Below are 23,319 nucleotides of genomic sequence, written 5' to 3'. Positions count from 1 at the left end.
GCACGTTTGCTGATGGACATGTGTACCCCCGACCGGCGGGGGTCGAGCTGGGGGAGGCCATGCGCTTTCGCGGGAAGTCGATCCGCCGGAAGATCGTGGCGCTGCTTCTCGTGCCGCTGGTGTCCCTGACCGCCATCTGGGGCTTCGCCACGGTGCTCACGGGGCGTGAAGTCACCCGGCTCTTCCACGTGTCCGACATCGTCCAGAACGTCTCCTATCCCACCGAGGACGCCGTCCGCGGCCTGCAGCAGGAACGCCGGCAGACCCTCGTCTACCTCGCCGACCCGCGAGCGGCCGACGCCCTCACGGCGCTGCACCGCACCCGCACCGCCACCGACCGGGCCGTCGCCGAGATCCGCAGGAGCGCCAAGGACCACGACGTCCGCGACGCCATGGACGGGGACGACGGCGAGCGCCTCACCACCGTCCTGGACGCCTTCGACGCCCTCGACTCCCTGCGCCGCAGCGTCGAGCAGCGCACGGTCAACCGAGCCCAGGCTCTCGACCGCTACGACCAGCTCGTCGACCCCTGCTACACCCTGCTGGACGCCCTCGACGGCATCGACGACGTCGACATGGACAAGCAGGCCCGGGCCCTGGTCAACGTGAACCGCGCCCGCGAACTGCTCTCCCGTGAGGACGCCCTGCTCGGCTCCGCGCTGGTCGTCGGCAGGCTCTCCCACGACGAGACCCGCGACATCTCCGACCTCGTCGCCCAGCGCACGCTGCTGTACGACATCAGCCTGCCGCTCCTGCCCGCCTCGGAGCGCGAACGGTACGAACGCTTCTGGAAGAACGCCACCACCGCCCCGCTGCGCGTGGCCGAACAGACCGCGATCGCCACCGATTCCGGAACCCCGCACGGTGTCACCGCCCAGAGCTGGGACTCCACAGCGGCGAGCGTCCTCGACAAACTCGGCACCCTCGACGACCAGGTCGGCGACCGCTTCCAGGACCGCACGCAGCCCGTGGCCATGGGCGTGATCGTGCAGGCGGCCGTCGCCGGCGTCCTCGGCCTCGTCGCCCTCCTGCTCTCCGTCGTCCTGTCCGTGCGCGTCGGCCGCAGTCTCATACGCGACCTGCGGCAGCTGCGCCTGGAGGCGCACGAGGCGTCCGGGGTGCGGCTGCCCAGCGTGATGCGCCGCCTCTCCGCCGGGGAACAGGTCGACGTCGAGACCGAGGTGCCCCGGCTGGAGTACGACAAGAACGAGATCGGCGAGGTCGGCCAGGCCCTCAACACCCTCCAGCGCGCGGCCGTCGAGGCCGCCGTCAAGCAGGCCGAACTGCGGGCCGGCGTCTCCGAGGTCTTCGTCAACCTCGCCCGCCGCAGCCAGGTCCTCCTGCACAAGCAGCTCACCCTGCTCGACACCATGGAGCGCAGGACCGAGGACACCGACGAACTCGCCGACCTGTTCCGCCTGGACCACCTCACCACCCGTATGCGCCGGCACGCCGAGGGCCTGGTGATCCTCTCCGGCGCCGCACCGTCGCGGCAGTGGCGCCGCCCCGTGCAGCTGATGGACATCGTCCGCGCCGCCGTCGCCGAGGTCGAGGACTACGAGCGCGTCGAGGTGCGGCGCCTGGCGCGGGTCGCGGTCACCGGTCCCGCCGTCGCCGACGTCACCCACCTCGTGGCCGAACTCCTCGAGAACGCCACGGTCTTCTCGCCGCCGCACACCGCCGTCCAGGTCCTCGGCGAGCGGGTCGCCAACGGCTTCACCCTGGAGATCCACGACCGGGGACTCGGCATGACGGCCGAGGCGCTGCTCGACGCCAACCTCCGGCTCGCCGAGACCCCCGAGTTCGAACTCTCGGACACGGACCGCCTTGGCCTGTTCGTGGTCAGCCGCCTCGCCCAGCGCCAGAACGTCCGCGTCTCCCTGCAGCCGTCCCCCTACGGCGGCACCACCGCCGTCGTGTTCATCCCCGACGCGCTGCTGACCGATGACGTCCCGGACACCAACGGCATCGGCTTCCGCCTCGACCGCCCCTCGAAGGAAGCCGAGCCGGCGGCGAGCCTCACCCCCGCCCGGTCGCATGCCCCGGTGCAGCTGCCCGGCCGGCCGGCCCCTCTGCTGGACGGTCCGGTCGAGCTGGAAGCCCCCGTGGACCTGGACGCCATCGACGACTTCCCGGGCGCCCTGACCGACGAGGAGAGCGAGCGCGGCGGCCTGTTCCGCCCCCGCCCCCGCGGCCGCGGCGCCGATGACCAGGCGGCCTCCCGGCTGGTCGAACCCCATCAGCCGGCCGTCCCGCGCGCCGACGACACCCCGGCCGATGCCCGCTCCGGCGGACCCGTACCGCTGCCCCAGCGCCAGACGCCGAAGCTGGTCAGTTCGCACGGCAGGCCCGTCACCGAGCAGCGGTCCCGCCGCGGCGAACCGGACGAGCAGCCCGCGGCCGGCCCGCGCCGCGCCGACACCGGCGGACTGGCTCCCCTGCCGGCCCGCCGCCGCGGTGAGGCAACCCGGCGCACCGGACTCGCCGACCGCGTCGACGAGCGCACGGCCACGGCGGCCGGCGGCGGCGACCAGACCTCCGAAGCCCCGGCGCTGCCCAGACGGACCCGGCCCGCGGCGGCCGCTTCCGGTGACGGCCCGGGCGACGGCGTCCTGCCCACCGGCGGCGCGGCCCCCGCACCCGGCGCCGGGCCGCTGCCCCGGCGCGTACGCCAGGCCAACCTGGCCCCGCAGCTGAGGCAGGAAGCCGAACGGCGCCCGGAAGACGTGGCGCAGCCCGCCGACCGCGACGCCGACGAGGTCCGCAGCCGGATGGCCTCGCTCCAGCGCGGCTGGCAGCGCGGCCGTGAGGAGAACGCCGCGGGCGACGCCCGGAACGGCACAGCACCAGGAACGACTAAGGGGGACGGTCGATGACCGCACCGAAGGCCACCGGCCACACGGAGACCAACAAGGGGGAGCTGAACTGGCTCCTGGATGAGCTCGTCGACCGGGTCGCCAGCATCCGCAAGGCCGTCGTGCTCTCCGGCGACGGTCTGCCCACGGGTGTGTCCAAGGACCTGACCAGGGAGGACAGCGAGCACCTGGCCGCGGTCGCGTCCGGCTTCCACAGCCTTGCCAAGGGCGTGGGGCGGCACTTCGAGGCGGGCAGCGTCCGGCAGACCGTGGTCGAGCTCGACGACGCCTTCCTGTTCGTCACCGCCGCCGGGGACGGCAGCTGCCTCGCGGTCCTCTCGGACGCCGACTCCGACGTCGGGCAGGTCGCCTACGAGATGACGCTGCTGGTCAAGCGGGTCGGTGTGCATCTGGGCGCCGCTCCGCGCACCGATCTGCCCGCAGGCGGGTAGTGGGATGACATGAGCGTAGACGGTCAGGGAAGAAGCCACTGGTTCGACGACGAGGCCGGACCGGTCGTCCGTCCGTACGCCATGACGCGCGGCCGCACCACGAGTCCGGCCCAGCACCGCCTCGATCTGATCGCGGTGGTCGTCACCGAACCCGACGCCGGGGATCCGGAGACGGACCCGACGCTCTCCCCGGAGCACGTGGAGATCGTCGGGCTCTGCCGTACGGCACCGCAGTCGGTCGCGGAACTCGCCACGGAGCTGGATCTGCCGATCGGAGTGGTGCGCGTCCTCATCGGGGACCTCGTCCACGCGGAACTCGTCCATGTGACACGTCCGGTGCCCCCGGCCGAGCTGCCGGACGAGAGTATCCTGCGCGACGTGATCAACGGCCTCCGGGCGCTGTGACCGGCGCGGAAGCGGAGTAGTGACGTGACAGGCTGGCAGTTCTGGGTCGACCGAGGCGGCACCTTCACCGACATCGTCGCGCGTCGCCCGGACGGCCGCCTGCTCACGCACAAGCTGCTGTCCGACAACCCGGCCCGGTACGCGGACGCGGCCGTCGCCGGCGTACGCGAACTGATCGACGGCTCCCCGGAGCCCATCGACGCCGTCCGTATGGGCACCACGGTCGCCACCAACGCCCTGCTGGAACGCAAGGGCGAGCGCACCCTCCTGCTGATCACCAGGGGCTTCCGCGACGCCCTGCGCATCGCCTACCAGAACCGCCCCAGCATCTTCGCCCGCCGCATCGAACTGCCCGAGCTGCTCTACGAGCGCGTCATCGAGGCCGACGAGCGCATCGCCGCCGACGGTACCGTCCTGCGGGAGCCCGACCTCGACGCCCTCACGGGCCCCCTCCAGCAGGCGTACGACGACGGGATCCGCGCGGTCGCCGTCGTCTGCCTGCACAGCCACCTCCACCCCGCCCACGAACGCGCCATCGGCGACCTGGCCGCCCGCACCGGATTCCCGCAGATCTCGCTGTCCAGCGAGACCAGCCCCCTGATGAAGCTCGTCCCGCGCGGGGACACCGCCGTCGTCGACGCCTACCTGTCGCCCGGGCTGCACCGCTACGTCGGGCACGTCGCCGACGAACTCCGGGGCGTGCGGCTGATGTTCATGCAGTCCAACGGCGGGCTCACCGAGGCGGGGCAGTTCCGCGGCAAGGACGCCATCCTCTCCGGGCCGGCCGGCGGCATCGTCGGCATGGCCCGCATGTCGCAGCGCGCCGGCTTCGATCGCGTCATCGGCTTCGACATGGGCGGCACCTCCACCGACGTCTCGCACTTCGCCGGCGAGTACGAGCGCGTCTTCACCACCCAGATCGCGGGCGTCCGGCTGCGCGCCCCGATGCTGGACATCCACACCGTCGCCGCGGGCGGCGGTTCCGTGCTCCACTTCGACGGCTCCCGCTACCGCGTCGGCCCCGACTCGGCCGGCGCCGACCCCGGCCCCGCCTGCTACCGCGCCGGCGGCCCGCTCACCGTCACCGACGCCAACGTGATCCTCGGCCGCATCCAACCGGCCCACTTCCCGGCGGTGTTCGGCCCGGACGGCGACCAGCCGCTGGACGCCGCCCTGGTCCGCGAACGCTTCACCGATCTCGCACGCGAGATTCGCGAGCGGACCGGCGACGACCGCACACCCGAGCAGGTGGCCGAGGGCTACCTGCAGATCGCCGTCGCCAACATCGCCAACGCCGTGAAGCGGATCTCCGTCCAGAAGGGCCACGACGTCACCCGCTACGCCCTCACCACCTTCGGTGGGGCGGGCGGCCAGCATGCGTGCAGCGTCGCCGACTCGCTCGGTATCCGCACGGTCCTCGTACCCCCCATGGCCGGTGTCCTCTCCGCCCTCGGCATCGGCCTCGCCGACACCACGGCCATGCGCGAACAGTCCGTCGAGGCACCCCTGGAGGCCGCCTCGATGCCCGGCATCCGCAAGACGGCCGACGACCTGGAAGGCGCAGCCCGCGCCGAACTCCGAGCCGAGGACGTCCCGGAGGACCGCATCGAGGTCACCCGCCGCGCCCAACTGCGCTACGACGGCACGGACACCACCCTCACCGTCGCGCTCACCGAGCCCGACACTATGAGACACACCTTCGAAGAACGTCATCGCGCCACGTACTCCTTCACCCTCGACCGCCCGATCGTCGTCGAAGCCCTCTCCGTCGAAGCCACCGGCATCACCGCACCCCCCGATCTCTCCGCCCTCGCCCCGTACGAGGGCCACCCCGCCGCCCCCGAAACCGTCCGCCTCCACACCGGCGGCGCCTGGCGCGACGTACCCCTCCACCGCCGGGAGGCCCTTCCGCCCGGCGAAACCGTCACCGGACCCGCGGTCATCACCGAGGCCGGTGCCACGACCGTCGTCGACGAGGGCTGGCGGGCCGCTGCGACCGACGACGGGCATCTGGTCATGGAACGCGCGGCGATTACGCAGAGTTCCGATCTGGACACAAAAGCCGACCCGGTTCTGCTTGAGGTCTTCAACAACCTCTTCATGTCGATCGCGGAACAGATGGGCGCACGGCTGGAGTCCACGGCCCAGTCGGTCAACATCAAGGAACGCCTGGACTTCTCCTGCGCCCTGTTCGACCCGGATGGAAACCTGGTGGCCAACGCGCCCCACATCCCCGTCCACCTGGGATCCATGGGCACCAGCGTCAAAGAGGTCATCCGCCGCCGCGGCAATTCGATGCGGCCCGGCGACACCTACGCCGTCAACGACCCGTACCACGGCGGCACCCACCTGCCCGACGTCACCGTGATCACCCCCGTCTTCGACACCGGCTCCGCGACGGACACGGAGAGTGAGAAGAAGATCCTCTTCTACGTCGCTTCCCGCGGCCACCACGCCGAGATCGGCGGCATCGCCCCGGGCTCCATGCCCGCCCACAGCCGCACCATCGAGGAGGAGGGCGTCCTCTTCGACAACTGGCTGCTCGCCGAGAACGGCCGCTTCCGGGAGGAGGAGACCCACCGCCTGCTCACCGAGGCGCCCTACCCCTCCCGCAACGTCCGCACCAACCTCGCCGACCTGCGCGCCCAGATCGCCGCCAACCGGAAGGGCGTCGACGAAGTCGGCCGCATGATCGAGGAGTTCGGCCTCGACGTCGTACAGGCCTACATGCGGCACGTCCAGGACAACGCGGAGGAAGCGGTCCGCCGGGTCATCGACGCCCTGGACGACGGGGAGTACGCGTACGAGACGGACTCGGGAGCCGTCATCCGCGTCCGCGTGCGCGTCGACCGTGCCGAGCGCCGCGCGACCATCGACTTCACCGGTACCTCCGCACAGCTCGCCACCAACTTCAACGCCCCCTTCTCGGTGGTCAACGCGGCGGTCCTGTACGTCTTCCGCACACTGGTCGCCGACGACATCCCGCTCAACGACGGCTGTCTGCGCCCCCTGGACATCGTCGTACCGCCCGGTTCGATGCTCGCACCCGAGCCGCCCGCCGCCGTCGTCGCGGGCAACGTCGAGACCTCCCAGGCCATCACCGGCGCCCTGTACGCCGCCCTGGGCGTCCAGGCCGAAGGCTCCGGGACCATGAACAACGTGACCTTCGGCAACGAACGCCACCAGTACTACGAGACGGTCGCCTCCGGATCCGGCGCCGGCGACGGCTTCCCCGGCGCCGACGTCGTCCAGACGCACATGACCAACTCGCGGCTCACCGACCCCGAAGTGCTGGAGTGGCGGCTGCCCGTCAGGCTCGAGGAGTTCTCCGTGCGGCGGGGGAGCGGCGGCGCCGGACGCCGGCGCGGCGGGGACGGCGCCGTGCGCCGGATCCGCTTCCTCGAACCCATGACCGTCTCCACGCTCTCCCAGCACCGCCGCGTGCCGCCGTACGGCATGGCGGGCGGCGAACCCGGAGCGCTCGGCGCCAACCGGGTGGAGCGAGCCGACGGCACGGTCACCGAACTCGGCGGAAGCGGATCGGCGGACGTCGGTCCCGGCGACGTACTCGTCATCGAAACCCCCGGTGGCGGCGGCTACGGCCGACCGTCGCCCGACCACCATCAAGCAGGAGAAGAGATCGATGATCCTCGGGCGTACTGAACGCGGCATGCCCCCGGTCGAGCCCGTCACGCTCAAGATCCTGGTGGCCGGCGGCTTCGGCGTGGGCAAGACGACCCTCGTCGGCGCGGTCAGCGAGATCAGGCCGCTGCGCACCGAGGAGTCGCTGACCGAGGCCGGGCGCCCGGTCGACGACATCAGCGGCGTGGAGGGCAAGAACACGACCACCGTGGCCATGGACTTCGGCCGCATCACCCTGCGCGAGGACCTGGTGCTGTACCTGTTCGGAACGCCCGGGCAGGAACGGTTCTGGTTCATGTGGGACGAGCTGTCCGAGGGGGCGCTCGGCGCCGTGGTCCTGGCCGACACGCGCCGCCTCGAGGACTGCTTCGCCGCCGTCGACTACTTCGAGAGGCGTTCCATACCCTTCGTCGTCGGTGTCAACTGCTTCGAAGGAGCCTCCCGTTACCCCGCCGAGGCCGTCCGCCAGGCCCTCGACCTGGACGAGGACGTGCCCGTCCTGCTGTGCGACGCCCGCGACCGTGAGACGGTCAAGGAGGTGCTCATCGGCGTCGTCCAGCATGCGATGGAGTACGCGGCCGACCGCCGGGAGGCCGTCACCGGCTGACCGACGGCACGGCCCGTACCCCCGCCGACAGGGGTACGGGCCGCGGTCCCTGCGCGCAGCCGCACGCGCGCGCGGAGCTTGCGGCTCCTAGGCTTCGTCGTCCTCCAGCCAGCCGAAGCTCTTCTCCACCGCCTTGCGCCAGCTGCGGTACTCGCGGTCGCGTACCGACGCCTCCATCGCCGGCGTCCACTCCGCGTCCTTCTGCCAGTGCGACTTCAGCTCGTCCAGGTCGTTCCACACGCCCGTCGCCAGGCCGGCCGCGTAGGCGGCGCCCAGGCAGGTGGTCTCGGAGACCCGGGGCCGGATCACCGGGACACCGAGGACGTCCGCCTGGTGCTGCATCAGCAGGTTGTTCTTCGTCATGCCGCCGTCGACCTTCAGGGTCGTGATCCGCACCCCGGAGTCCTGGTACATGGCGTCCACGACCTCCCTCGTCTGCCAGCTCGTCGCCTCCAGCACCGCGCGCGCGAGGTGGGCCTTGGTGACGTACCGGGTCAGCCCGGTGACGACCCCGCGCGCGTCGGAGCGCCAGTAGGGAGCGAACAGGCCCGAGAAGGCGGGCACGATGTAGGCGCCGCCGTTGTCCTCGACACTCGCCGCCAGGGTCTCGATCTCGTCGGCGGCACGGATGATGCCGAGCTGGTCGCGGAACCACTGGACCAGCGCGCCCGTTATCGCTATGGACCCCTCCAGGCAGTACACCGGCGCCTCACCGCCGATCTTGTAGCCCATCGTCGTCAGCAGCCCGCTCTTGGACGGCACCGGCCGCTCACCGGTGTTGAGCAGCAGGAAGCTGCCGGTGCCGTAGGTGTTCTTCGCGGTGCCGATGTCGTAGCAGGCCTGCCCGAACACGGCGGCCTGCTGGTCGCCCAGTGCCGAGGCCACGGGCACACCGGCGAGCTGGCCGACGGCGGTGCCGTACACCTCGGCGGACGACCTGATCTCGGGCAGCACCGCCTCGGGCACGTTCATCGCGGAGAGGATGGAGGGGTCCCACTGGAGAGTCTCCAGGTTCATCAGCATGGTGCGGCCGGCGTTCGTGACGTCGGTGACGTGCCGGCCGCCGTCCGTGCCGCCGGTCAGGTTCCAGATCAGCCAGGAGTCGATGGTGCCGAAGGCGATCTTGCCGCGTTCGGCGCGGTCCCTGAGGCCCGGCACGTTGTCCAGCAGCCACGCCGCCTTGGGCCCGGAGAAGTAGCTGGCCAGCGGCAGTCCGGTCTGGTCACGGAAGCGGTCCTGGCCATCGGTGCCGCCCAGTTCGTTGCACAGCGCCGCGGTACGGGTGTCCTGCCAGACGATCGCGTTGTGCACGGGCTTGCCCGTGGCGCGGTCCCACAGGACCGTGGTCTCCCGTTGGTTCGTGATGCCGAGGGCGCTCAACTGGTCGGCGCGCAGCCCGGCCTTGGCGAGCGCCCCCGCCACCACGGCCTGCACCTTGGACCAGATCTCGGTGGCGTCGTGCTCCACCCAGCCCGGCTTGGGGAAGATCTGGCGGTGCTCGCGCTGGTCCACGGCGACGATCGCGCCGCCGTGGTCGAAGATGATGCAGCGGCTGGACGTGGTGCCCTGGTCGATGGCGGCGACGTACTTCTCGGCGGAATCCGTCATGGCTGTCCCTGGGTCGCTGGGTCGGGTCGCTGGGTCAGAAGGCCGCGTTGTAGACGAGGCCCGCGAGTGCCCCGCCGATGAGCGGGCCGACGACCGGGATCCACGCGTAACCCCAGTCGGACGTGCCCTTGTTCGGTATCGGCAGGAAGGTGTGCACGAGGCGCGGGCCGAGGTCACGTGCCGGGTTGATGGCGTATCCGGTGGGACCGCCGAGGGAGAGTCCGATGCCTACGACGAGCAGCGAGACGATCAGCACCGTGGTGCCGGACTCGCCGAGCCCCTTCGTCAGCCCAAAGGCGAGGATCGGCAGCACGAGGGCCATCGTCGCGATGATCTCGGTGATCAGGTTGGCGACCGGGTTCCGGATCTCCGGGATGGTCGAGAAGATGCCGAGGGTCGCCACCGGTTCCTCGGCGGTGTCCTCGGCCGTGCCCTCCTTGCGGACGTTGGCCTGGAACTGCGCGAGATACACCAGGTAGGCGAGGACGGCGCCCAGCATCGCGCCGACGATCTGGCCGAGCAGATAGATCCAGACCTTGCCCCACTTGCCGGTGTCCACGGCGATGCCGATGGTGACCGCGGGGTTGAGCTGGCCGCCGGAGAGGGGAGCGGCCGTGTACGCGCCCGCGAGCACGCCGAACCCCCAGCCGAACGCGATGACGACCCACCCGGAGGCGCGTGCCTTGGAGTGTCTGAGGGTGACGGCGGCGCAGACACCGGCACCGAACAGGATCAGGATCGCGGTGCCGATGACTTCGCCGACGAAAATGTCTCCGTTGCTCATGGCGGCTCCCTTGGCGCCGGCCCGGGGCGAGTGGCCCCGGCCCTCCGGGCAGGAACGGTTCCCTTGGCGACTTCAGCCGAAGGCAGGGAAAGTCCCACGCCCCGCCCGGCGTCCGTGACGAGCGTGCCGTCGCAGCCGGATCGCCTCTGGTGAACGGGCCGCAGAGCAGGACAAGGCCCGTGGCGCAGTGCCTGATTACGCCGAGAATGTACGGCGATGTCGGCTGACACCCGGAAGTGTTCACCGGCACCACGGGACCGTCAAGGTTGCTGACGGCAACGGTGACAGCGGTTGCCCGGGATCGGCGGCCGATCGCTACCTTCCCGCAGGTCGGCGCTCAACGGCCGTATACGGTCGATCCGTTCATCCCAGGGGCTCGGCCGCCGCGTACCCCGCCGGGGCCGGGGCCGTCCCGGAACCGCGCCGGATCTCGTGTCCGGGCAGCCCCGCGCGCGCGAGCACCCAGCTGGTCCCGCTCAGCGCCTTCGCCGCCTTCTTCAGCGGAGCGAGATGGGCCGCGGCCTGCCGGTGGTCGGACACGCTGCCGGGCAGGCACACGACGGTCGCCAGGGACAGCGTGACGGGGCGTCCGCCCGCCGACCAGGGTGCGTCGAGTACGCCGGAGATCAGCGGATCGAGCGCCTCCTCCTCGGCCAGCAGCAGGAAGTCGTCCCCGCCGATGTGACCCACGCGCGCGTGCCGTGCCGCAGCCTGCTCCAGCGCCCGGCCCACCGAGCGGATCAGTTCGTCGCCCGCCGCGAACCCGGCACCGTCGTTGACCTGTTTGAAGTGGTCGATGTCCAGCCAGCTGAGCGCGAACGCCCGCCCGTCGCCGATCCGCCGGTCCACCTCACTCGTGATCGCGTCCGAACCGGGCAGCCGGGTCAGCGGATTGAGTCCCGCCGCCTCCTCCACCCGGGTCTCGGCCAGTGCCCGTACCAGGTCCGCGAGCCGTACGACGCCCACATACCGGCCGCGGTGGTCGACGACCGCCACGTCGTCCGAGGTGCGGTCGCGGCCGCCGATCGCCACCACGTCCAGCACCTCCCAGGCGGTGGCGTCGACACCGACCGTGCGCGGCGCGTCGCTCAGCTTGAAGGCCGGTCTGTCCGCGTACAGCGCGTGCCCGTACCGGCCGGACATCGACAGGAGGAAGCGCGACCGGTGCACTGACCGGACCGGCACCCCGGTCTGGTCCACGAGCAACACCCCGGAGACGTCCGGCGAGCCGGTCAGCAGCGCCCGTACCTGCCCGGCCGAAGCGGTGACCGGCAGGACGGCGGCGGGCCGTACGAACTCCCGTACCGACGGCCCGGACCGGGGCACGGCCAGGGCACCGGGGGAGCGGGGCGGAACGTATACGTCCGCCGCCGGGATCCGAGCCGGCGGCGCGAACAGGTCACCCTGGGCGAGCTGCGCACCAGCCGCCAGCGCGGCCGCGCACTGCAGCTCGGTCTCCACGCCCTCCACCGCCACCAGCGCGCCCAGATGCTCGCACAGCGTCCGCATCGCCCGCACCGCGGCCGGCCGGGACAGCAGAGAGCCGTCGAGCTTGACCAGATCGGGGGAGAGGTCGGTGAGCAGCCTCAGGGGCACGTCCCCGTCGCCGATGCCGTCCGCGCTGATCCGGAATCCCTGCTCGCGCAGCGAGGCCACCGCCTCCAGCAGCGCCCGCTGCGGCACGTGCGTGTAGGGCGGCACGATGTCGAGGGTCACCTCCCAGGGCATCCGGCCCGCTGCGCGTACGGCGTCGTGCAGCGGGGTGAGGCCGCCGAGGTCGGCGAGCGTTGCCGCGAACACGTTGACGTGCAGGGGCAGCAGCGTCTCCTTGAGCGTCGCCGCCCGCACCGCCAACACGGCCAGCCTGCCGTCGAGTTCCGGGTCACGACGGGCCTCGGCCAGGATGTCGCCGGTCTCCGGGCGTGCCAGTATCTCCAGTGCGGCGACCGCGCCCGTCCTCAGGTTGACCACCGGCTGGAAGGCGAAGCGGAGAGTATCCGTCCAGGAGTGCACGGGAGCATGATTGCGCCGCCCGCGTACGCCCAAGGCCAGTTCATGAGACGTTCACGCAGGATTCCGGGGTGATCACACAGCGTGGCAGGGCTCATGAGTCCCTCCTGTCACACGACCCCTCGGGCGGGCTTCGCTCACCGCACCGCGACCACCGACGATCCGTGTCCGAACAGCCCTTGGTTCGCCGTGATCCCCACGCGCGCCCCGGCGACCTGCCGGTCGCCCGCGACCTCCCTCAACTGCCAGGTCACCTCGCAGACCTGGGCGATGGCCTGGGCTGGTACCGCCTCACCGAAGGAGGCGAGCCCGCCACTGGTGTTGACGGGTATGCGGCCGCCCGGGGCCGTCGCGCCCTCCCGCAGGAGTTTCGCGCCCTCGCCCTCGCCGCACAGCCCCAGATCCTCGTACCACTGCAGTTCCAGCGCGGTGGACAGGTCGTACACCTCCGCAAGGGACAGGTCCTCGGGGCCGATGCCCGCCTCCTCGTAGGCGGTTCGCGCGATGGACGCCCGGAACGTCTCGTCCGGAGCCGGCACCGCCACGGCCGAGTCCGTGGCGATGTCCGGCAGGTCCAGCACCGTGTTCGGGAACCGCGGGGTCACCGTCGACACGGCCCGGATCCGGACCGGCCGCGCCGCACCGTGCCGGCGCGCGAAGTCCAGGCTGCACAGCAGCAGCGCGGCGCCGCCGTCGGAGGTCGCGCAGATGTCGAGCAACCGCAGCGGATCGGCGACCACGGCGGAGGCGGCGACCTCCTCGGCGGTGACCCGCTTGCGGTAGCGCGCGTACGGGTTGAGCGCCCCCAGGGCCGCGTTCTTCACCTTGACCAGCGCGAAGTCCTCCGGTGTGTCACCGTGCACCGCGATGCGCCGGCGTGCGTACAGCCCGAAGTACGTCGGGTTCGTCGCGCCCAGCAGGCGGAAGCGCAGCCAGTCCGGGTCGTCGGGACGGTCCCCTCCGGCCGGCCGGAAGAACCCCTTCGGCGCGGCGTCCGCCCCCACCACGAGCACGACGTCCGCGAGTCCGGCGAGGATCTGCGCCCGCGCCGTCGCTATCGCCTGCGCGCCCGAGGCACACGCCGCGTACACGCTGGCCACCCGGGCTCCCTGCCAGCCCAGGGCCTTGGCGAACGTCGCCCCCGCCACATATCCCGGATATCCGCCACGCACCGTGTCCGCGCCCACGACCGAGTCGACATCCGGCCAGTCGAGACCCGCGTCGGCGAGGGCCGCGCGGGCCGCCGCCGTCCCGTACTCGACGAAGCTGCGCCCCCACTTGCCCCAGGGGTGCATGCCCACGCCGAGCACCGCCACGTCCGCCGTCATGCCGTCACCCCCGTCGGCCGCCACTGCCACGTCGTCCAGGTCGTCTCCGCGTCCTCGTCGAGCACTCCGGGGACGACCTCCACCTCCATGCCCACCGTCAGATCGGCGACGGTGACCCCGGGAACCGTCTGTCCCAGCACCACGATCCGCTCGGACTGCAGCTCCACCGCGATCAACGCGTACGGCTCCCACGGAAGTTCCGGATTGCTCACATAGGGTGACGGAGGGCGGTACCGACTGTCGGTGTACGACCAGATCCGTCCTGTTCGTGACAACGGGACCTCCTCCAGGGCGCCGCCCGCGCAGTGCGGATTGCGGCAGTGGGAGTCCTCGCGCGGAAAGAAGACCGAGGCGCAGGATGTGCAGCGGGTGCCCAGGAGTCGGAAGCCGTCCCCTTCGCCGGTGAACCAGTCGGAGACGGCGGGTGTGCGTGTGCGCGTCAACATTCCTCCCGACACAGTTATCTGACGATGCGTCAGGAGTGTGCCACGGGCATCCGGAAATGGGCAGGCGTCCAGGCGAACCGGACGGCCCCGTCCGGCGTCGTGATAACAGGATGCGCGGCCGGGGCCGACGGGGGTGGTCCCGGCCGCGCATCCGGATCCTTGTCGCCGCCCTGTACACCTCTGGCGGAACATGTCCTTCCTCTGATCGGATACAGTCCGCGCGTGTCCGAAATTCAGCACTCAATTGCCAACTCCGCTCCGGACTCCCACTGTTCGAGCTGCGGAGCGCCCTATGGAGAGGGCGTTTCCGGCTGGCCGCGCACCTGCCCGTCCTGCGGGACCGTCGCCTACCGCAACCCGCTGCCGGTCGCGATCGCACTCCAGCCCGTGTACGACACCAAGGGCACCGCTCTGGTCGTCGTCACCCGAACCATCGCCCCCGCGCGCGGAGGCACGGCACTGCCCGGTGGCTACATCGACGACCGGGAGGACTGGAAGCACGCCGTCGTCCGCGAACTCAAGGAGGAGACGGGTATCGACGCGGCCCCCCGCGACGTGCGCCTCGTGGACGCCATGAGCTCGCCCGACGGGCATCTGCTGCTGTTCGGACTCCTCCCGGAACGCCCGGCCGAGGGACTGCCGTCCTCCCACGCCACGGACGAGACCGAGGGCTGGCACCTGCTGCGCAGGCCCGAGGAACTCGCCTTCCCGCTGCACACCGTGGCCGTGCGGGCGTGGTTCGAGGGCCGCTACTGAGCGGACCCCTCAGCCGAGTCCCCGAACGCGCACCGGGCAGGACGGCTCACTGGCGCCGTCCTCCCGTTCCCTGGTGACGACCACCCGCCGGCCCTGCCAGCGGGCGGCGTAGCGCTCGATCTCCGGCTCGTCCCACCCCTCGCCCTCGTCCGCCGCGACCAGCCCGCCCCCGGTCCGTCCCCGGGCGGGCGCCCACACCTCCAGCTCCAGCCCGCCGTCCTCACCGCGCACGGGAACGACCGAACCCGCGCGCGCGAGCACCGGAATCCGCGACAGCGGCGCGTCGACCAGAACCTGCGCAGGACCCTCGTACGCCTCCTCCGTCACCGTGTCGTACCAACGGCCCCGTGGCAGCTGCACCGCACGCCGCTCCGCCCCCGAGTCCATCACGGGCGCCACCAGCAGGGAGTCGCCCAGCAGGAACGCGTCCTCGCAGTCGCGCAGCGCACGGTCCTCCGGCGCCCCCCACCACAGCGGCCGCACATACGGCGCGCCGGTGCGCCGGGCCAGGTGGGCCAGCGTCATGAAGTACGGCAGCAGACGCCGGCGTTCGCGCAGCGCCACGCGCGCGTGCTCCAGCACCTCCGGGCCGAACTCCCAGGGCTCCCTGCGCCCCGCCCGCAGACTCGCGTGCGTGCGGAACAGCGGCAGGTACGCGCCGAGCTGGAACCAGCGCAGATACAGCTCCGGGGACGGGGACCCGTCGAAGCCGCCGACGTCCGGCCCCGAGTACGGCACCCCGCACAGGCCGAGCCCCAGCACCAGCGACAGGGAAGCCCGCAGCCCCGGCCAGCCCGTCGCCACGTCCCCCGACCATGTCCCCCCGTAGCGGTGCATGCCCGCCCAGCCGGACCGTGAGAACAGGAACGGACGCTCCTGGGGCGACAGTTCGCGCAGCGCCTCGTAGCCCGCTCTGGCCATGCAGAGCGCGTACACGTTGTGGGCCTCCCGGTGGTCGCCGCCACGCCCCTCCAGCGCGTGCCGGGCCGAACGCGGCAGCGTCGGCTCACCGAACGCGTTGAACGAGGTCGGCTCGTTCATGTCGTGCCAGAACCCTGCGAAGCCCTGCCCCAGCCGCTCCTCGTACAGCCCGCCCCACCACTTGCGCACGCGCGCGTGCGTGAAGTCCGGGAACACCGACTCGCCGGCCCACACCTCCCCCCGCACCGTCCGCCCCGAGGCGTCCCGCACGAACGCGTCCATCGCCGACCCGCTGTCGTAGACGGCGTTGCCCGGCGCGGCCTTCACCGCCGGGTCGACGATCGACACCAGCCGGATCCCGTCCCGGCGCAACTCCTCCGCGAGCCCCGGCAGCTTCGGGAAGCGCTCCTGGTCGACGGTGAACACCTGGTGGTCCGCGTAGTGGTCGATGTCCAGGTGGACGGCGTCCAGCGGCAGATCGCGCTCCTGGTACCCCGCGACGATCCGGCGCACCTCCTGCTCGCTCCCGAAGCCCCACCGCGCGTGATGATGGCCGAGCGCCCACACCGGCGGCAGTGCGGGCGCCCCGGTCAGCGAGGCCCAGGTGTGCAGCACGCGCGCGGGGGTGCCCACCATCACCCAGCAGCGCAGCGGACCGCCGTCCATCCGCACCTCACAGCGCCCCACGCGGTCGTGCCCGGACCCGGCGCCCTCCGCGCCCTCCCGCAAGGTCACCGTGCCGTCCCACGAGGTGTCGTGGAACACCAGATGGGCCGCGGCGTCGGCCACCACGAACTGCACCGGCATGGTCAGGTACAGCGGATCGTCCCCGGGGCCGAACGCCCGGCCCGGGTCGGTGTTCCACAGCCGGTACGTGCCGTCCCGCAGCCGCGGGCCCGCCGCGCGCCCGCCCAGGCCGAAGAAGCGGGCGTCCGCGGCCACCTCGGACCGCTGCATCCACCGAGCCGTGCCCCCGTCGACCGGTTCCCACCAGCGCGGCGGCAGATCCCGCCGGAGCACCACACCGCCGGGCGTGCACACCTCCAGCGCGCCGTGGCGGGAGATGACAACCGTTGCGCGCTCGGCCACCACCCGCCAGCCGCCGTCCTTGTCCGGCTCCAGCACCGCCCGCGGATCCGGCTCGGGACAGTTCCCGGCGAGCGCGTACGACGGCTCCGGACCCGCCCCGTCCCAGCCCCAGAAGACGGCACCGTTGACGGCGACGGTGATCCGCAGTTCGGACCGGCTGAACCGGATCAGACCGCCCCCCGGCCCCGGCTCCACCCCCTGCACCTGCCCCGGCACCCGCGCGCGCTCTGCACCGCGCGGCGGCAGTCCGGCTGCATCGATACGCCTCCTGCGCCAAGCGGCCCGCACGGTACGCAACCCCTGTGCCGCCCTCCCCGAACCGACCACACTCACCGAACGCACCAGGTCACGACCGTCCATGCTGCTCACCCTGCCACTGACCGCCCCACACGCGCGTGTCGTTCAACTGCCGTTCACCCGTGCCGGGACCACATCTTCACGACGCGGACTATGTGGGGCGCACCCTGGTGTAGAAGTCGATCACATGGCATCGTCCCTGTCAGCCGTGTCACGCGCACACCCCAGCCCGTGCGCGGACCGACGCACACGACGCGCACAGCCCGGGAGCCGCCCCATGTCGACAGCGAACCCCCAGCCGCTCTGGCAGCCCGATCCCGAGCGGATCGCCCAGGCACGCATCACCAAGTTCCAGGCCTGGGCCGCGGAGCACCACGGCGCCCCGGCCGAGGGAGGCTATCCGGCACTGCACCGGTGGTCCGTCGAGCAGCTGGACACCTTCTGGAAAGCCGTCACGGAGTGGTTCGACGTTCGCTTCTCGACCCCCTACGCGCGCGTGCTCGGCGACCGCTCCATGCCGGGCGCCCAGTGGTTCCCCGGAGCCACCCTCAACTACGCAGAGCACGCCCTGCGCGCAGCGGCCGACCGAGCCGACGAGCCCGCCCTCCTGTACGTCGACGAGACCCACGAACCGCGCCCGGTGACCTGGTCCGAGCTGCGCCGCCAGGTGGGCTCCCTCGCGGGCGAACTCCGCGCCCTCGGCGTCCGCCCCGGCGACCGCGTCAGCGGCTACCTCCCGAACATCCCCCAGGCGGTCGTCGCGCTCCTGGCCACGGCAGCCGTGGGCGGCGTGTGGACCTCCTGCGCCCCCGACTTCGGCGCCCGCAGCGTCCTCGACCGCTTCCAGCAGGTCGAACCGGTCGTGCTGTTCACCGTCGACGGCTACCGCTACGGCGGCAAGGAGCACGACCGCCGTGAGATCGTCGCCGAGCTGCGCCGCGAGCTGCCCACGCTGCGCGCCGTCGTCCACATCCCGCTCCTCGGCACCGAGGCGCCCGAGGGCGCCCTGGAGTGGTCGGCGCTGACGGCGGCCGACACCGAGCCCGTCTTCGAACAGGTCCCCTTCGACCACCCCCTGTGGGTGCTGTACTCCTCCGGCACGACCGGCCTGCCCAAGGCCATCGTCCAGTCCCAGGGCGGCATCCTTGTGGAGCACCTCAAGCAGCTGGGTCTGCACTGCGATCTCGGCCCCGAGGATCGTTTCTTCTGGTACACCTCGACCGGCTGGATGATGTGGAACTTCCTCGTCTCCGGCCTGCTCACGGGCACGACGCTCGTCCTGTACGACGGCAGCCCCGGCTACCCGGACACCGGCGCCCAGTGGCGGGTCGCCGAACGCACCGGTGCCACCCTCTACGGCACCTCGGCCGCCTACGTCATGGCCTGCCGCAAGGCGGACGTGCACCCCTCCCGCGACTTCGACCTCTCCCGGGTGCAGTGCGTCGCCACCACCGGCTCCCCCCTGCCGCCGGACGGGTTCCGCTGGCTGCACGACGAGGTCCGCGAGGACCTGTGGATCGCCTCCGTCAGCGGCGGCACGGACGTCTGCTCCTGCTTCGCGGGAGCCGTACCGACGCTGCCGGTGTACATCGGCGAACTCCAGGCGCCCGGCCTGGGCACCGACCTGCAGTCCTGGGACCCGAGCGGCAAGCCCCTCGTCGACGAGGTGGGCGAGCTGGTCGTCACCAACCCCATGCCCTCGATGCCGATCCACTTCTGGAACGACCCCGACGGCATCCGCTACCACGACAGCTACTTCGACACCTACCCGGGCGTCTGGCGCCACGGCGACTGGATCACCGTGACCTCACGCGGTTCTGTGATCATCCACGGCCGCTCCGACTCCACCCTCAACCGGCAGGGCGTCCGCATGGGCTCGGCCGACATCTACGAGGTGGTCGAACGCCTGCCCGAGATCAAGGAGTCCCTCGTCATCGGGATCGAGCAGCCCGACGGGGGCTACTGGATGCCGCTGTTCGTGCACCTCGTGCCGGGCGCCGTCCTGGACGAGGCACTCCTGAACCGCATCAAGCAGGCCATCCGCGAACAGCTCTCGCCGCGCCATGTGCCCGACGAGATCATCGAGGTCCCGGGCGTACCGCACACCCTCACCGGCAAGCGCATCGAGGTCCCGGTCAAGCGCCTTCTCCAGGGCACGCCCCTGGAGAAGGCCGTCAACCCCGGGTCCATCGACAACCTCGCCCTGCTGGGCTTCTACGAGGAACTGGCCCGCAAGCGCGCCTGACCGGCCGGCACCTCACCCTCCACAGGTGGCCTCGGACTCGCCGAGCACGGCAGCGAAGTCCGAGGCCGGCCGCGCGGCCTCGCCCGGTTCGCCCTGGGCGCCTCTCTCGGCGTCCACGGATTCGCCCAGCCCGCCCAGCGCCGCCTCGGCCCACTCGCCGTCACCACGGCCGTCGCCACCGGACCCCTCGACTGGACCGTCTTCGGCAGCACCATCGCCCTGACCTGCGCAATCCAACGCCGCCTGGTCCGCGACCGCCTCCAGCGGAGCCCGTTGTCAGTGCCGCCGGTTACTGTGAGTGAGCATTGATCGACTGCGCATTGGGGGAAACATGGCGCACACCGACCACCAGACCATGCGACGCGTCCTGCGCCGCGAAATCGCCGGCACCATCGGCCTGCTCACCGACGACCACGACTTCCGCACCATGCGGCGCTACCGCAGCTTCGCCTTCGACGACCACACCACCTACCTCCAGCAGGTCGAAGCCCTCCTCAAGAGCCGCGCGGCACAGGGCAGCCACACCACACTGGCCCTCTTCGACCCCGAGGACTACGCCGAATTCTGCGCCGACACGGGCCTCGACCCCGAAGCCCCGGCCAGCCGCACCCGCTTCACCGCCGAACTCGCGGCCACCGGCCCCACCATCCCCTACGACGGCAGCCCCCTCGCCACCCTCCTGCCCGCCCTCGTCGACGAGGCCGTACGCCAGGCCACCTGGGAGTACGCCACCACCCTCCTGACCCGCCTCGGCCCCTGCCCCACCTGCGGCGAGGACATCGGCCGCGCCGCCTTCACCCGCGCCTCCGACCTCCTCGTCCGCATCCTCGACACCGCCCGGTCCGGCGACCGGCACCTCGTCTGCAGCGTCTCCGGACCACCGGAAACACTCGTCTCCGTCCTCCACGCCGACGAGGGCACCGACGGCACCACCGAACTCGACGAGGCCGAAGCCCTCGAATTCACCAGCGTCCTCGCCCTGGGCCTCGCCACCAACAGCCCAGGCGGACTCGTCATGCGCATCACCACCGCCGACACGGCCGACCGCGTCTACGGCTGGCGGCTGCGCGGCGGCGGACTCGAACCACTCACCGCGTCCGAGGTCTTCGACGCCTACTGCACCGACGTCGAATCCGGCGACCTCATCTCCCCAGAGCCAGGCGTCGACTACGGCACACCACCCGACCTCGGAGAGGAGAGCACGGCACGGGGACACCGCCACTGAGCGCGCCAGGGGCGCCCCACCCGAAGGCGGGACGCCCCTGAACCCGAAAGACGACGAGCGCCTGCCCGGCTACTCGCCGGACAGCACCGCCTGAGCCGCGCTGCGCGCCTCATCGGCGCTGTCCGCCGCACGCGCGGCCGCGGCGGCCCGCTCGCACTGGGCCAGCGTGTACTTCGCCAGCGTCGCCCGGACATAAGGAATCGACGCCGAACCCATGGACAGGGAGGTGACACCCAGCCCCGTCAGCACACACGCCAGCAGCGGATCGGACGCGGCCTCACCGCACACACCGCAACTCTTGCCCTCGGCCTTGGCCGCCTCGGCGGACAGCGCGACCAGGTCGAGCAGCGCGGGCTGCCACGGGTCCTGGAGCCGCGACACCGCACCCACCTGCCGGTCCGCCGCGAACGTGTACTGCGCGAGGTCGTTGGTCCCCAGCGACAGGAACTCGACCTCCTGCAGGATCGAACGCGCCCGCAGCGCGGCCGACGGGATCTCCACCATCGCGCCGAACTTGGCCCGCAGCCCCGCCTCCCGGCAGGCGTCCGCGAACGCCTTGGCGTCCGCACGGTCCGCCACCATGGGCGCCATGACCTCGAGATAGACGGGCAGCCCCTCCGCGGCCTTCGCCAGCGCGGTCAGCTGCGTACGCAGGATCTCCGGGTGGTCCAGCAGCGTGCGCAGACCGCGCACGCCCAGCGCGGGGTTCGGCTCGTCCGCGGGCGTCAGGAAGTCCAGCGGCTTGTCGGCCCCCGCGTCCAGCACGCGCACGACCACACGGCCCTCGGGGAACGCCTCCAGCACCTGCCGGTAGGCCTCCACCTGCTTCTCCTCGGACGGCGCGTTCTTGCTGTCGTCCAGGAACAGGAACTCGGTACGGAACAGACCGACACCCTCGGCACCGGCTTCCACGGCCGCCGGCACGTCCGCCGGTCCGCCCACGTTGGCCAGCAGCGGCATCTTGTGCCCGTCGGCCGTGGCACCCGGGCCGGTCGAAGCGGCCAGCGCGGCCTTGCGCTCGGCGGCCGCGGCCTCCAGCTGCGCCTTCTTCTCCTCGGTCGGGTTCACGAAGATGTCGCCGGTGCTGCCGTCGACGGCGATCACCGTGCCCTCGGCCAGCTCACCCGCACCCGGCAGCGCCACGACGGCCGGAACCCCCAGCGCCCGCGCCAGGATCGCGCTGTGGCTGGTCGGCCCGCCCTCCTCGGTCACGAAACCGAGTACGAGCGTCGGGTCCAGCAGCGCCGTGTCGGCGGGAGCCAGATCGCGCGCGACGAGCACATAGGGCTCGTCACTGTCCGGGACACCCGGCATCGGGACGCCCAGCAGCCGGGCGACGATACGATTCCGCACGTCGTCGAGGTCGGCCACGCGCCCGGCGAGGTACTCCCCGGCACCGGCGAGCAGCTCACGGTACGCAGCGAACGCGTCGTACACCGCACGCTCCGCCGTGCTGCCGACGGCGATCCGCCGGTCCACGTCCGCCATCAGCTCGGGGTCCTGCGCCATCATGGCCTGCGCTTCGAGCACGGCCTGGGCTTCGCCCCCCGCCAGATTGCCGCGCGCCATCAGGTCAGCCGCCACAGCGTCCACGGCCTGGCGCGCCCGCCCCTGCTCGCGCTCAGCCTCCTCCGCCGGGATCTGCTTGGCCGGCGGCTCGAGCACCGCCGTTCCCATGTGCCGAACCTCGCCGATCGCCACACCGTGGCTCACGCCGACGCCTCGCAGCGTTGTCTCCATCTCACCCGTCTCCGATAGTGCGGCGGGTCCCGCCGCCGCGGTGGTTGTCCGGTACGCCGCCCTATGACGGCAGTGTCATCAGTTCCAGGCGAAGAGGCTGTCGCCGGCCTTCACGTCGCCGCTGTCACGGAGGTCGGTGAGGGACTCGGCCGTGGCCTCGAGCGCCACGACGGGGCACACCGGCGACTTGCCGGCGGCCTCGACCGCGGCCGGGTTCCAGCGCACGATGCTCTGACCACGCGTCACGGTGTCGCCCTTGTTGACGAGCAGCTCGAAGCCCTCGCCGTTGAGCTGGACGGTGTCGATGCCGAGGTGGGTGAGCACACCGTGCCCGCTCTCGTCGACCACGACGAAGGCGTGCGGGTGCAGGGAAACGATGACGCCGTCCACGGGCGCCACGGCCTCGGAGGGCTCACGCACGGGGTCGATCGCAGTGCCCGGGCCGACCATGGCCCCGGAGAAGACCGGATCCGGCACGGCGGCCAGTTCGATGGCACGTCCAGCGAGAGGGGACGTCACGGTGGTCATGGGAAGCCTCCCAGGAGTGGAGCTGCGTGCGGGCCGTCACTACCTGTCCCGGACGGCACTGAGCAGCAGCGTATGTCATATGAAGTGGCGGTTCCGTATGGAAGCTAGCAGGTAGTGGTCTAGACCACCAGCCCGGTCGATTTGCACGCGCTTCAAGGCCCCGTGTACAGTCGTACTCCTGCTTGAGGGAGAGCGACGCGAAAGCGCCTCCGTTAAGCAGCACCCAAACTCGTCAGATCCTATCTCGGGATCATCTTCTGCATGTCTGCAGGAAGGTGGTCAGGGAGACGGAAAAACCCTGATAGAGTTTGAAACATCGAAGGGAAGCGCCCAGTGGAAAGCCCGAGAGGGTGAGTACAATGGAAGCGACCGTTCCTTGAG

The 23,319-nt window shown here is 71.6% G+C and carries 16 protein-coding genes; 8 read left to right on the top strand and 8 right to left on the bottom strand.

What is annotated here, in order from left to right:
* Positions 1-59 precede the first annotated feature (59 nt).
* Genes BEK98_RS35130 through BEK98_RS35110 form a run of 5 tightly spaced genes read left to right on the top strand, consistent with a single transcriptional unit; the run spans position 60 to position 7,961 of the window.
* Complete coding sequence (locus tag BEK98_RS35130) at positions 60-2,876, top strand: nitrate- and nitrite sensing domain-containing protein (protein ID WP_094220824.1); 2,817 nt, start codon at positions 60-62, stop codon at positions 2,874-2,876.
* Entirely contained in the window at positions 2,873-3,307 is a 435-nt protein-coding gene (locus tag BEK98_RS35125) for a roadblock/LC7 domain-containing protein (protein WP_094220789.1), read from the top strand. Before BEK98_RS35130 ends, BEK98_RS35125 begins: the two co-directional genes overlap by 4 nt.
* Before the next feature lie 9 nt (positions 3,308-3,316).
* On the top strand, positions 3,317-3,712 hold the full coding sequence (locus tag BEK98_RS35120; RefSeq protein ID WP_094220788.1) for a DUF742 domain-containing protein: 396 nt from the start codon (positions 3,317-3,319) through the stop codon (positions 3,710-3,712).
* Positions 3,713-3,736: 24 nt separating this feature from the next.
* A complete protein-coding gene (locus BEK98_RS35115) occupies positions 3,737-7,375 on the top strand; it encodes a hydantoinase B/oxoprolinase family protein (protein WP_094220787.1) in 3,639 nt (1,212 codons plus the stop codon).
* A complete protein-coding gene (locus tag BEK98_RS35110; RefSeq protein ID WP_094220786.1) occupies positions 7,356-7,961 on the top strand; it encodes a GTP-binding protein in 606 nt (201 codons plus the stop codon). The genes BEK98_RS35115 and BEK98_RS35110 overlap by 20 nt, the downstream gene beginning before the upstream one ends.
* A gap of 87 nt (positions 7,962-8,048) precedes the next feature.
* On the opposite strand, the gene glpK is transcribed toward BEK98_RS35110, so the two are convergent.
* The 5 genes from glpK to BEK98_RS35085 all read right to left on the bottom strand — a co-directional run bounded on the left by glpK (position 8,049) and on the right by BEK98_RS35085 (position 14,137).
* Entirely contained in the window at positions 8,049-9,569 is a 1,521-nt protein-coding gene (glpK, locus tag BEK98_RS35105) for a glycerol kinase GlpK (RefSeq protein ID WP_094220785.1), read from the bottom strand.
* Between the two features lie 34 nt (positions 9,570-9,603).
* Entirely contained in the window at positions 9,604-10,353 is a 750-nt protein-coding gene (locus BEK98_RS35100; protein ID WP_094220784.1) for an MIP/aquaporin family protein, read from the bottom strand.
* A 363-nt stretch (positions 10,354-10,716) separates the two neighbouring features.
* Positions 10,717-12,366, bottom strand: coding sequence for a GGDEF domain-containing protein (locus BEK98_RS35095; RefSeq protein WP_094220823.1), 1,650 nt, complete (start codon positions 12,364-12,366; stop codon positions 10,717-10,719).
* A 134-nt stretch (positions 12,367-12,500) separates the two neighbouring features.
* Positions 12,501-13,691 carry a lipid-transfer protein gene (locus tag BEK98_RS35090; RefSeq protein ID WP_094220822.1) on the bottom strand — a complete coding sequence of 397 codons (1,191 nt, stop codon included), beginning with the start codon at positions 13,689-13,691 and terminating at the stop codon, positions 12,501-12,503.
* Positions 13,688-14,137 (bottom strand): Zn-ribbon domain-containing OB-fold protein, encoded by a 450-nt coding sequence (locus tag BEK98_RS35085; RefSeq protein ID WP_094220783.1) that lies wholly within the window; start codon positions 14,135-14,137, stop codon positions 13,688-13,690. The genes BEK98_RS35090 and BEK98_RS35085 overlap by 4 nt, the downstream gene beginning before the upstream one ends.
* A gap of 222 nt (positions 14,138-14,359) precedes the next feature.
* Here BEK98_RS35085 and BEK98_RS35080 point away from each other — a divergent pair, with 222 nt between their 5' ends.
* Entirely contained in the window at positions 14,360-14,893 is a 534-nt protein-coding gene (locus BEK98_RS35080; RefSeq protein WP_094220782.1) for an NUDIX domain-containing protein, read from the top strand.
* A gap of 9 nt (positions 14,894-14,902) precedes the next feature.
* Here BEK98_RS35080 and BEK98_RS35075 read toward each other — a convergent pair whose 3' ends face one another.
* A complete protein-coding gene (locus BEK98_RS35075; RefSeq protein WP_094220781.1) occupies positions 14,903-17,263 on the bottom strand; it encodes a glycoside hydrolase family 31 protein in 2,361 nt (786 codons plus the stop codon).
* Between the two features lie 214 nt (positions 17,264-17,477).
* Between BEK98_RS35075 and BEK98_RS35070 the strand changes: the two genes are divergently transcribed.
* Positions 17,478-19,445, top strand: a complete 1,968-nt coding sequence (locus BEK98_RS35070; RefSeq protein WP_094220780.1) for an acetoacetate--CoA ligase — start codon at positions 17,478-17,480, stop codon at positions 19,443-19,445.
* Positions 19,446-19,776: 331 nt separating this feature from the next.
* A complete protein-coding gene (locus tag BEK98_RS35060; protein WP_094220779.1) occupies positions 19,777-20,670 on the top strand; it encodes a hypothetical protein in 894 nt (297 codons plus the stop codon).
* A gap of 69 nt (positions 20,671-20,739) precedes the next feature.
* On the opposite strand, the gene ptsP is transcribed toward BEK98_RS35060, so the two are convergent.
* The gene (gene ptsP / locus BEK98_RS35055; RefSeq protein WP_094220778.1) at positions 20,740-22,410 is read right to left on the bottom strand and encodes a phosphoenolpyruvate--protein phosphotransferase; all 1,671 of its coding nucleotides are present in this window, start codon (positions 22,408-22,410) and stop codon (positions 20,740-20,742) included.
* Between the two features lie 78 nt (positions 22,411-22,488).
* Positions 22,489-22,938, bottom strand: a complete 450-nt coding sequence (locus tag BEK98_RS35050; RefSeq protein WP_094220777.1) for a PTS sugar transporter subunit IIA — start codon at positions 22,936-22,938, stop codon at positions 22,489-22,491.
* Positions 22,939-23,319: the final 381 nt, after the last annotated feature.

The sequence above is a fragment of the Streptomyces diastatochromogenes genome, assembly GCF_002242805.1.
GTDB classification, from domain to species: domain Bacteria; phylum Actinomycetota; class Actinomycetes; order Streptomycetales; family Streptomycetaceae; genus Streptomyces; species Streptomyces diastatochromogenes.
Note: the sequence above shows the minus strand (reverse complement) of the source record. Positions and strands in the feature narration are given on the sequence as shown.